The 11,861-nt window shown below is 39.3% G+C and carries 6 protein-coding genes; 5 read left to right on the plus strand and 1 reads right to left on the minus strand.

What is annotated here, in order from left to right:
* The first annotated feature begins 304 nt into the window (after positions 1 to 304).
* A complete protein-coding gene (locus NW211_RS12785) occupies positions 305 to 439 on the plus strand; it encodes a hypothetical protein (protein ID WP_258328096.1) in 135 nt (44 codons plus the stop codon).
* Positions 440 to 524: 85 nt separating this feature from the next.
* Here the strand turns inward: NW211_RS12785 and NW211_RS12790 are convergent, their stop codons facing one another.
* Positions 525 to 3,062 (minus strand): kelch repeat-containing protein, encoded by a 2,538-nt coding sequence (locus NW211_RS12790; RefSeq protein ID WP_258328097.1) that lies wholly within the window; start codon positions 3,060 to 3,062, stop codon positions 525 to 527.
* 266 nt (positions 3,063 to 3,328) lie between these two features.
* Here NW211_RS12790 and NW211_RS12795 point away from each other — a divergent pair, with 266 nt between their 5' ends.
* The 4 genes from NW211_RS12795 (at position 3,329) to NW211_RS12810 (ending at position 11,859) form a co-directional block, all read left to right on the plus strand.
* Positions 3,329 to 5,545 (plus strand): GH92 family glycosyl hydrolase, encoded by a 2,217-nt coding sequence (locus NW211_RS12795; RefSeq protein WP_258328098.1) that lies wholly within the window; start codon positions 3,329 to 3,331, stop codon positions 5,543 to 5,545.
* An 18-nt stretch (positions 5,546 to 5,563) separates the two neighbouring features.
* On the plus strand, positions 5,564 to 6,856 hold the full coding sequence (locus tag NW211_RS12800) for a T9SS C-terminal target domain-containing protein (protein ID WP_258328099.1): 1,293 nt from the start codon (positions 5,564 to 5,566) through the stop codon (positions 6,854 to 6,856).
* Positions 6,857 to 6,919: 63 nt separating this feature from the next.
* The gene (locus tag NW211_RS12805; protein WP_258328100.1) at positions 6,920 to 10,054 is read left to right on the plus strand and encodes a TonB-dependent receptor; all 3,135 of its coding nucleotides are present in this window, start codon (positions 6,920 to 6,922) and stop codon (positions 10,052 to 10,054) included.
* Between the two features lie 11 nt (positions 10,055 to 10,065).
* Complete coding sequence (locus tag NW211_RS12810) at positions 10,066 to 11,859, plus strand: RagB/SusD family nutrient uptake outer membrane protein (RefSeq protein WP_258328101.1); 1,794 nt, start codon at positions 10,066 to 10,068, stop codon at positions 11,857 to 11,859.
* Positions 11,860 to 11,861 lie beyond the last annotated feature (2 nt).

Below are 11,861 nucleotides of genomic sequence, written 5' to 3' on the forward strand. Positions count from 1 at the left end.
AAAAGGCAAAGCGTTGAGATACAAGTGCTTACAAGGATACATCAATCCCTGGTGGCACCACTTTGAAGAAAAGCAAAAGACAGTAAAATCCTGATTTCCAAGCGAAATCGGGATTTTTTGTTTTCCCCAAGCACGCAAAAAACGGCAAAATATTACCGTTCGAGGTGGAGCAAAAGGTGGAGATAAAAGGTGGAGCAGAAATCTCCACCGAATTAGGCTCTTTTTCACTGATTGTCAATATTTTGCATAGCAAGAAAACGGGCTCGGTTTCCTACTTTTGTACAAACTAAAAACTGTAGGAAAAATGAAAAGAAGTTCATTCAATGTGCTTTTCTTCTTGAAGAAGACCAAGCTGCTGAAAAACGGAGAAGCATCGGTGTGCGTATTCCTGGGGTGCAACAGGGCTTGGATTTTGAAGACCCTGGAACTAACTGTATGATGGGGGCTATCCCCAAGTCGGAACCGTGCAACTCAATTTAATTCATTTTATTTGGTAAAGAGAGGCGTTCTGACAAGGGGTGGCTCTATGTTTCTTTTAATGGACTGTTAATTATGTCGTTAAAGGATTTATTGTATTCGATGTTCAAGACTTCCTTATACTCATCACAGAATGAATCGTATTCGTTTTTTGCCAGACTGGTTCTTCCGTTTCTGTGCAATGCCTGACATTTCATGATGAGGGCATACTCGTCAATTTTATCATGAGCAAACATGACATTTGCTATTTGAATCAAGATGTCGTTATTATTCTTAATGCCTTCCTGCTTGGACAAAAGTATCGAGGTGTCCAAGATTACATTTGAATAGTCTGCTTTTATGGGATCAAGCCAATCGCATTGGACATAGGGCAATAAGGGGTAAGATAATAGCTGGAAGGGGATTTCGTGACAGTTGCTGCTGTCGAAATGGACATTGGTCTCGACCTTTCTGATAAATTTGTATATTTCCAGATAATCACAGTAAGCGCCATTAAATTTTAAAAACCAGTAGATGTTCTCTTTAACAAGGTCTATGCCATCTAATTTTTCCAACAGGACTTTCAGTTTGCGAATATTTACCCGCCGGTTGTTTTGAGCGCTCTCATCGCTTTTGTCGCTCCAGAAGGTTTCTCGTAAAGTTATGTTTGAAATGCCTTTTTGATTATCCCTGCTATAAATTGTGATTATGATTAACAGCTGTTTCAATACCGGCGTGAAGAGTTTGGTAATGTCATTTCCCTCTTTATCCCAAACTTGAAATCCGTTGAGAAAGAATATTGCCGACTTTTTGGGTTGAACAAAAACTTCATTGTTGGTTATATTTTCAGGAATACGGTTAGACTCGGTCGCCGATTTGGGCTTAACCAGATGTCTCTTCAAAAGGTACAAGTATAGAAATATGATTAGCAGTAGAAGAATTGCAAACGTAATGACAATAAGGGGTATAGCTTCTGATTTATATTCCTCGGGCTGTTGTGTGTCCACGATAGTCAATGGGGGATAACGTAAAGAGTATATGTTAAATATGGAATTGCCGCCATCTTCGTTCTTCGTAACGGCATACAACTTGGACATGGTGGGGTTGTAATACAAGTTGCAACTGGAATGGACATCATTGAATACATAAGGAATTGTGTCGGCATAATTTCTGTGTATCAGACTGTCGTTGACAAAGAAAGCTTTTAATAGAATATGTGTATTCGACATCGAACTCGGATAGCACAAGGCATAAAATATATCCTTATCTACAACGATGTTATTCCCCACTACAAAGCCTTCCTTTTCTAATGATTTGTTTTCCCACAGTTTCTTTACTGTTAGATTTTTTACATCTAGGGAATATAGATCGTAGTAATTGGTTACACCAAATTCTTGTTTTCCCTTGGGATTTCCACAACCGCCAAAGATTAACAGTGTGTCTTTGGATTTATATCCCATGGCGCCTAAGTATCTGGGTGGAATTTTATCCGTGTATTTTACCTCTTGCCAGAAATTGTTATTGCGGCTCGTCTTTAATATTTTATTCTTATATGTGTAATCACCATACCCACCAAAAATATATAGGCATGAATCATAATTAGAGAGGAACGCATTGTGTTGTGAATATTGGGGATTTTTTATCTCCAAATCATTTTCGGTCCACTCCTTGGTTGCGAAATTAAATATCGACTTTGTTTTGCCATCATTAAAATCATAGGACCACAATTCATTAAAATAGGGAACATAAATCAACTGATTGTTTTCTTCTAAAAAAGGACCTCCTTGGGTAACAATCGTATCTACCTTATTCTCATTCAGAATATATTTTAGAATAATGCCGTTGTTTGCAAAATACAAACTGTTGTGATTCTCAGCATTACAGGCTTGAGAATTTGCCGGCAGTTTTAGCGTTAGTTCCTTGGTCCACTTGGTGTGCTGATCGATTATCCACTCTGGATTACTGACTTGCAACGGATATTTTTTTATACTGTCAAAACAGATGTCATTGCAGTGCTCTCTGAACAGCCAGTGGTAAAGAACATGATGATTATAGTCCGATAATTTGAGATTCCTGATAGACATGGGGGGAATATCGGAAGAGTAGAATAAAGGGTGTGTAGCGCCTCCGAAATATAACTTTATATTATCAAAGGCCAATGAATTTAGGTTATAAGGTTCCGATATTTTAATATTGTCGAAGGTGATAGAGACACTATCCCTGTTGACCGACAAAGAGACATTCGCCCATTCACCCCATTTGTATTTTCCCAACAACCCATTTGGAAAATCCAAATACAGATGCTCACCTTCTATTAAGGTCAAGCTCCTGGATTTTTCTGAAAAATTGGCGATTAAGTCGATGCTTTTTTTATCGTCTATGACAATCCTGAAAACATATCCGTAATTATATTTTTCCAATCTTAGACTCAAATCGAACTCTACAAAAAAGCCTCGCTTCAGATTAACATCGGGCTCTATATAAAAGCTCGTTCTATCTTCTTTGGCTTTTGCATGGGAATGAAAGAACAGGCCAGAAGAAACTGCTCCTAAACATGCAAAAGATGAATACAAGACAAAAACTATATATGTTAATAATTTTCTCATGTCAGCAATCATTGATAGACAAAGATAATAGTTCTTGATATGTTTCACAAAACAAACACAATATAAATGCTTAAAAGCATAATAATCATAACTCCCTGAATTCAAAACCTAATTTTAATATTTTATTAATGATAATTGGGAAAATTATATTCCTGTGATATAACATTTGCAACTTTATTAATGATTAATTAATGACTCCGTTAATGATATACAAATACATTTGCGATGAAAACAGAATCCATACCATGAACAAAAACTTAATTTAAATGCGAATACTTGCTTATTTAACGCTTGCTATTTTAATCACGGGCTGTTCGTCCACAAACCAAGAATCTGATTATGTAAACACATTTATCGGAACGGGTGGGCACGGACATACATTCTTGGGAGTGTCTACTCCATTTGGAGGTATACAAGTAGGTCCTAACAATTTTAACAAAGGATGGGATTGGTGTTCGGGGTATCATTTCTCCGACAGTATACTGGTAGGCTTTTCTCATTTGCATTTGAATGGGACGGGGTGTAGCGATACCGGAGATATAATTTTCATGCCCTATACCGGGGTTGAAAAAACACAACTCGGGCAGCAAGACGATATAACCGATGGTTATGCCTCTTTGTATTCAAAGGGGCATGAGCAGAGTGATGTTTCCAGATATAAAGTTTTGTTGGAGACCTATGGGATAGATGTAGAGTTGACATCGTCTGATCGTGTCGCATTCCACAAATACAAATTCCCGGCCGATTCGCAGAATAAGTTTATAATGATAAATTTAAAAGATGCGAACGGAGATGATAGAGTAACCGAATCTTTTCTGGAACAGGTCAATGATACAGTTGTCAGAGGATATAGGTTCTCAACCGGGTGGGCAAAAGCACAACAGATCTATTTTACAGCCATATTCTCTGAACCCGTAGGGATTAAGTTATATGATGATACCTGTTTTGTAGAAGGCAAGTCATTAAAAAACAAATATGTAAAGGGAAATGTGTCGCTTCAACAAGAAACGACCGATATATCGATTAAGGTTGGTATATCTCCTGTAAGCATGGAAAATGCTTACAGGAATATCAATCAGGAAATACCGCATTGGAATTTTGAACGAACTGTAAGTGAAAACCGCGAAAGGTGGAATGAAGAGTTGTCAAAGGTTAAGATAGAAACGCCTGATGATAATATAAAAACCATATTCTATACGTCGTTATACCATGCGTTTCTCCAGCCGATAATTTTTAATGACTGTAATAATGATTATCGGGGTACGGATAAGAAAGTCTATAATTCGGATTTTACGAATTATACCGTATTCTCCTTGTGGGATACCTATCGTGCGGCTCACCCATTGTACACGATATTACAGCAAGAACGTGTCCCCGACTTTATTAATTCGATGTTAAAGATTTATGAGCAACAAGGCCGATTGCCGGTGTGGCATTTATATGGCTCCGACACGAACGAGATGATTGGTATCCAATCTGTTCCCGTAATAGCAGATGCCATTTTGAAAGGCTTCGAGGGATTCGATCATGAGGAGGCATACAAAGCGATGAAAGAATCCATGTTGTCGGATTACAAAGGCTTGCAATGGCTGAAAGAACTTGGATACATTCCTGCCGATAAGGAAATAGAATCGGTTGCAAAAGGATTGGAATATGCGATTGCTGATTGGGGTATATCTCAGGTCTCAAAAAAATTGGGCAAGGCAGATGATTATGAATACTTCAATAACAGAGCGAAAGGCTATGTGAATTATTGGGACAATGGCTCTAAATTTTTTAGGGGACGGAGGATTGATGGGAGCTGGGAAGCGAACTTTGATCCCGTTAATTCAACACATAGAAATGATGCATATTGTGAAGGAAACGCATGGCAATATCTATGGTTGGTCCCTCACGATGTTGATGGGTTAATCTCTTTGATGGGAGGCCGGGAAGGTTTTATCTCAAAACTGGACAGTTTGTTCATATTGGATAGCGATTTGGGCGAGAATGCATCGCCCGATATTTCCGGGTTAATCGGACAATATGCCCACGGGAATGAGCCCAGTCACCACATCGCCTATTTATATGCATTTGCCGGTGAGCAGTGGAAAACCGCAGAAAAGATAGATTATATCTTACACAATTTATATAAGAATGCCCCCGATGGATTGCAAGGGAATGAAGACTGTGGTCAAATGTCGGCCTGGTATGTTTTCTCTGCGTTGGGATTCTATCCGGTAAATCCTTCTGACGGTAAATATGTTTTTGGTAGGCCAATTATAGATAAGGCGACGATTAAGTTGGATTCGGATAAGACATTTACGATTACAGTCCTGAATAATAGCATGAAGAATAAATATATCCAGTCTGTAAAACTCAATGGGAAAAACTATAATAAATTCTATATTAATCACGCCGACATTATGCATGGAGGAGAACTCACTTTTGAAATGGGAGAGAAACCGAATAAAACACTTTTTTCACCTGAAACCCAATATTAACAATTAAAATTAATTATCATGAAAAATTTATTCTACAAAGGTTTGGCTACAATATGTAGCAGTATTGTTTTGACGTCCAGTTTATACGCGCAGGAAAACTTGTATGCCGGAGGATCGGGTACAAAGAGCGATCCGTATATCATCGAGACGCCCGCACAATTTGATGCGATAAGAGAAAATCGTAGCGCATATTTCAAATTAAATGCCAACTTGGATTTCGAGAATTACGAAAAAGAGGGAGGCTGGTGGCCCCTTGGAGAGTGGGGAGCAGGTGACGGCGATGCTCAAAGATTCTCCGGTACTTTTGATGGGAATGGTTTTACGATTTCAAATCTTCTCGCAAAACATGGCGATGATATCGGTGCCCATGATATGAGTGTTTTTGGAGTAGTAGACGGAGGTACGATAAAAAATGTAATCTTTGATAACATAACCGTTATCGGAGGTGGCCGTTTAGGAATTGTTTCCGGTCAAACCAGAAATGCTTCATATGAACAAATCGGAGTAATCAATAGTACCTGCTCAAATATACAAACCGGGTCAAATGCCGGTGGCATAACCGGGCCCAGCGCCGGAACGACTACCATTATCAACTGTTATACGCAGGATTGTACCATTGAAGCAGAATCGCCTCACGAGGAGGGAGCAGAATGGACGGGTGATGCAGTCGGTGGAATCGTTTCTTCGGGAAATGCAACCATCATGAACTGTTATTCTACATCTACGGTAAAAGGAAAAACAAATATTGGTGGCATAATAGGTAGTTGCGATGGGGCAACGGTTGTCAATTGTTTGGCCTTGAATCCTGATATTATTGGAGAAGTGGAAGTCTCGCACCGTATAGTAGGAAAAAGAAATGGGGGAGATGTTAGCGATAACTATGCCCATTCATCGGTGAAGATCAATGGTAATGAAGTTGTAGAAAATACAGGCCTGTCATCAGATAATGGTGAAACGGTAACCGATTTGACCGCCGATTTTTATCAGGACTATCTATATTTCGATTTTGATGAAGTTTGGAAATTGGATTCCTCCATTTCGCAATATCCTGTTTTCAAATGGCAGGAAGGAACTGGTGCTGCTGTCAAAGGCCTTGAATACAATTCTTACAAGATTTACACTACGGATTCTGGAATTAAAATAGAGAATTTGGAAGGCAATGAACATATCGCCATTTACTCTATCGCCGGGTGTAAACTTGTCGATACGAATGCTGCTGAACAGTGTGAATTCACATTGGATAACCATAATATTTATATTGTCAGCATCACAAACTCTAACAGCAGAGAGGTTTACAAAGTTATAAAATAACAAGTTCGGAGAATGCCATGTTTATGGTATTCCCCCAAACTTAAAACTTATACCAAGAAAAATATGAGAAACAACAATATACGACAAATAATAAGAATAGGAAAAGTTTTTCTGAGTCTTACTATATTCTTTATTATATTGTTATGCAATATTCCCTCGGCTATCGCTCAATCTAATAGTAATATTGAGGTCTCGGGAACCGTAACCGATATTAATGGAGAACCTTTACCCGGGGTAAATGTAATAATAGAGAATAGCGCCCGTGGAACCATCACCGATATGGATGGGAATTACAAAATCAAAGTAGATGATGATAAATCGATATTGCAATTTTCTTTGGTAGGATTCCAGGAGCGGAAAATTTCTGTAAATGGAAAAAGGAAAATAAATGTTACCATGAATGAAGAATCACAACTGATTGATGAAGTTGTAGTTGTCGGTTATGGTACACAAAAAAAGGTCACCTTAACAGGTGCTGTCAGTTCGTTAAACTCCAAAGAGTTGTTGGTCACACCCTCTTCAAATGTGCAAAACATGTTAGCCGGAAAAATCCCCGGGGTCAGAATCCAGCAACGCACAGGTGAGCCTGGAAGTTATGACGTAAAAATGGATATAAGAGGATTAGGCTCACCTTTGATTGTCATTGATGGTATTGTAAGAGAGGTCTCTGATTTTCAAAGACTCGAAGCGAATGAAATAGAAAGCGTCTCTGTACTGAAAGATGCGTCGGCTGCCATATACGGTATGAGAGCGTCCAATGGAGTAATCCTTGTTACGACAAAAAGAGGAGAAGACGACAAGACAAGAATCGACTATACTGGGAGCATTGGCTTCCAAAATCCATCAGGACTTCCCGATGTCCTTAACGCCGGTCAATTTGCCGAACTGGTCAGGGAAGCCGATAAAAATATGGGTAGAGGGATAAACTCGACTTATACATTGGAAGATCTGGAACGGTTTAGAGCAGAAGGTGGTACAGATTGGTATGACTTGGCCATGAAATCGTTTGTACCTCAAACCCACCATAATGTGACAGCCAGTGGACGGAATAAGAGGACTCAATATTTTCTCTCTTTTGGTTATTATGGAGAAGATGGCGTTTGGAAAACCGGAGATTTGAATTATAAACGTTATAATATACGGTCCAATCTGGGCTTTGATATAACCGATAATTTGAAAGCCGAAATGTTAATCAGCCTTCTAACCGATGAGCAGAACAGACCGTATAAAGATACTTGGGAACAATTCAAGGCGATATGGGCTTTGAAACCGACAGAACTGCCCTATGCCAACAACAACACAAATTTTCCCAACGATGTTCTGTATGGCCTCAATCCGCTCATGATTACAGATGCAGACAAGAGCGGATACAAGCAATATAAAAACAGAACTTTAAATACGACATTTTCCTTGACCTATAATATCCCCTATGTAAAGGGGCTTTCGGCCAAGCTGTTATATGGATTCGACTATAAGAACAGTCTTTCGAAGGAGTTTCAGAAAGAATATACATTATACAAATATGATTCCAAACTAGATGTATATAATCCCCAATCCTATAATGGGCCATCGAGCATTAAAAGAAGAATTTGGGAAGCTACTCAAAATCAGCTCCAATTTTCGATTAATTATGATAAGCAATTTAACGACAGCCACAACCTGAAAGTATTGGCGCTATATGAACAAAGTTCCAAAGCGGAAGATAACTTTTGGGCTAAAAGAGAGTTTGAGATGGATGCCGTTGACGAGTTGTTTGCCGGCTCTGAAGAAGACCAAATAGGCACCTCCGATGCAAGTAACATATACAGAATCACCAATATGGGCTTTGTGGGACGTGTCAATTATGATTATAGGTCAAAGTATATTGCGGAAGCAAGTTTTAGGTATGACGGCTCGTCCAAGTTTGCCAAAAATCACAGATGGGGATTCTTCCCTTCGGTTTCAGTAGGATATAGAATATCAGAGGAGAGTTTCATAAAAGACTTTGAACCCCTGTCATTCATCTCAAATTTCAAAATAAGAGCTTCATACGGGGTTATGGGAGATGACGGGTCTTCTTCTTATCAATATTTGGCTGGATATGATTATCCGGGAGCCAGTTATGTATTTGGCGATGAGGTCTATAAAGGGCTTGGGTTCAGAGCATTGCCCAATGAGCTGCTTACATGGTACACCTCGAAAACATTAAACGTTGGTGGAGATTGGGATTTCTGGAATGGCCTGCTGTTTGGACAAATAGATTTCTTTTGGAGATACCGAGATGGACTGTTGGGCAAAAGAAGCGGCGAAGTCCCGGGTACAATTGGAGCAGAATTGCCGGAAGAAAACCTGAATGAAGATTTGTACAAAGGTTTTGAGATTGTCATAGGCCATAGAAATAGAATCGACAAGTTCAACTATTCGGTTTCTTTGAACTTTGCATTAACAAGAAGAATGAACAGATATATACAAGAGGGAGATGCTGTCAACTCTTATGACCGATGGAGAAATAAATATTCCAACCGATATACCGACATGGGTTGGGCATATGGTTCGGCCGGTCAGTTTACCTCAATGGAAGATATTTGGAATTCTCCGATACAGGACGGACAAGGAGGGGCTACCCAACTCCCTGGCGACTGGAAATATGAAGACTGGAATGAAGATGGTATTATTGATGATAATGACGTTTATCCCAATACTTATGAGCATACCAATGATAACGGAAATCCCAAAATGACATTTGGTGCGACAATCGCAGGTGATTGGAATGGGTTGGATTTCAACTTGTTGTTCCAGGGTGGAGCCGGATTCAATGTTATCTATTTTGAGCAGTTGCAATATCCTCTTTGTTTCAGTGGTAATGGATTGGCTACATTTTATGACAGATACAGACAAGATGACAATGGGAACTGGATTCCGGGCAAATGGCCGACGACTCGAGATGCGGGGTCATATAGCATAAACTATGCTAGATGCAAACAAACTACTTATGATGCCTCATATCTACGTCTGAAAAGTGTAGAAATAGGTTATACGCTACCTGGTAGTTTTACTCAAAAATTCAAGGTTGAAAGACTGAGATTTTTCGCAAATGGCTATAATCTTTTTACGTTGTCCAATTTGGATTTTGTCGATCCGGAACATCCCGAAGGCAGTTATGGGTATTTATATCCCATCATGAGAAACTTTAACTTTGGAGTCAATATTACATTCTAAAAAATTCTCTTATGAAATTCTACAAATTAATTATAGCAGCAGTTTTAGTCAATTCCTTTCATTCTTGCGACTACTTGGATGTCCCTCCTATAAATATCATGCAAGATGAGGCTATATTTAAATCGGAATCGGGTATCAAATCTTATTTGACCACCTTGTATTACGATTTGCCTATTGAAGATTTCCGGTTTTCACAGCAAGGATTTAACGTAACGGGAAAAGGCCAGGGCCGACTCCCGAATGTTTGCGGTGAAGCCATGTGCCATACAACAGATGACATCTCTTCAATCGGTGACGGAACCTGGTGGGGTTGTTGGGATTATGGGAAAATAAGAAGAATAAATTATTTTATTACCGAATTTCCCAAATACAGTGATAATTTTTCCCAGGAGTTTGCAGAAGCCTGGCTGGGAGAAGCCTATTTTATGAGAGCGTATTGCTATTTTGCAATGGTTAAAAGGTATGGTGGCGTACCGTACTTGAAAGAGCCTCAAAAATATACCAGCGATTTTGAAAGCCTGAAAGTTCCGCGGGACAGCGAGAAAACATGCTATGACAATATCGCCAAAGATTTGGACGAGGCAATCTGGCGTTTGCCGGACAATGAAACTCTATTAGGCAAGGGCAGAGTGACTAAATATGCTGCATTGGCATTGAAATCAAGAGCTATGTTATATGCCGGCAGTATTGCCAGATACGGAAATGTGGATAAAGACGGGCTGGTTGGTATCCCTGCCGAGTATGCAAACGATTATTTTGAACTGGCTTATGAGGCGGTTAAAGAGATAGAGAAAGACAATAAATTCTCTTTGTACCGGAAAAATGCAGATAAAGAAAAGAACTTTGCCGAGTTATTCCTGGCAGAGGATAGTCCGGAGAACATATTTGTCAAATATTTTCAAAGGAATGTAAATGCTCATGGCTGGGACGTCTATTTTATCCCTTATCAGTACCGTGGTGTAGGATTCTCTTCTAACATGAATCCTCCGTTGGAGTTTGTAGAGATGTTCGAACATAAAGACGGAACACCTGCCAATTTTGAAGCAAGAGCTGCAAATACGTATTTCGATGATCCTTCCGAATTATTCCAGGATATGGATGCTCGTTTCGGTGGGTCGATCATTTATCCCAATGCTGTTTTTAAAGGTGAGCCCTGCTCTATCCAAAAGGGACTTATCATCGAAGATGGCAGCAAAATTGAGAATGCCGTCAACTATGAAGATGCGGTCTATACCGCCAATGACGGGACTCAATATCATATTGTCGGGAAAAGTGGTTGTGGCAATTATTCGGGTAATATGACAGGATTCTTCATTCGAAAATATCTGAACGAAGATATGCCTACATCAGAGGTCTTGGAAGGATACTCCGAACAGCATTGGATAGATATGAGATATGCCGAAGTCCTGTTAAATGGAATTGAAGCAGCTGTTGAATTGCAGAAATATCTTGACGATGCTTTAAGATGGATAAATGACATCAGGGACAGGGCCGATGTAAAGCTCTTGACGGAAGGCGAATTGACCATCGAGAAAGTGAGACATGAAAGACGCATTGAATTGGCCTTTGAAAATCACACATACTGGGATTTGAGAAGATGGAGGATTGCCGACAAAGAAATAGAGGCGAAACAATATAATGGCCTGTGTCCGTATTTTGACATCAATCAGCAAAAATATGTATTTGAAAAGAATCCGGCCAATAAATATTATTATACATTTGATGTGAAAATGTATTATGAACGAATCCCGGATAGCGAAATTGCAAAAAACAATTTATTAATACAAAACCCATATTACAATTAAGG

Origin of the sequence: Barnesiella sp. ET7 (genome assembly GCF_024733785.1) — a bacterium.
GTDB lineage: Bacteria > Bacteroidota > Bacteroidia > Bacteroidales > Barnesiellaceae > Barnesiella > Barnesiella merdigallinarum.

Excerpts from the sequence above, each read along its gene's own strand:
- NW211_RS12800 (WP_258328099.1), top strand. The coding sequence starts at position 5,564 with ATGAAAAATTTATTCTACAAAGGTTTGGCTACAATATGTAGCAGTATT.
- NW211_RS12785 (WP_258328096.1), top strand. The coding sequence starts at position 305 with ATGAAAAGAAGTTCATTCAATGTGCTTTTCTTCTTGAAGAAGACCAAG.
- NW211_RS12795 (WP_258328098.1), top strand. The coding sequence starts at position 3,329 with ATGCGAATACTTGCTTATTTAACGCTTGCTATTTTAATCACGGGCTGT.
- NW211_RS12810 (WP_258328101.1), top strand. The coding sequence starts at position 10,066 with ATGAAATTCTACAAATTAATTATAGCAGCAGTTTTAGTCAATTCCTTT.
- NW211_RS12805 (WP_258328100.1), top strand. The coding sequence starts at position 6,920 with ATGAGAAACAACAATATACGACAAATAATAAGAATAGGAAAAGTTTTT.
- NW211_RS12790 (WP_258328097.1), bottom strand. The coding sequence starts at position 3,062 with ATGAGAAAATTATTAACATATATAGTTTTTGTCTTGTATTCATCTTTT.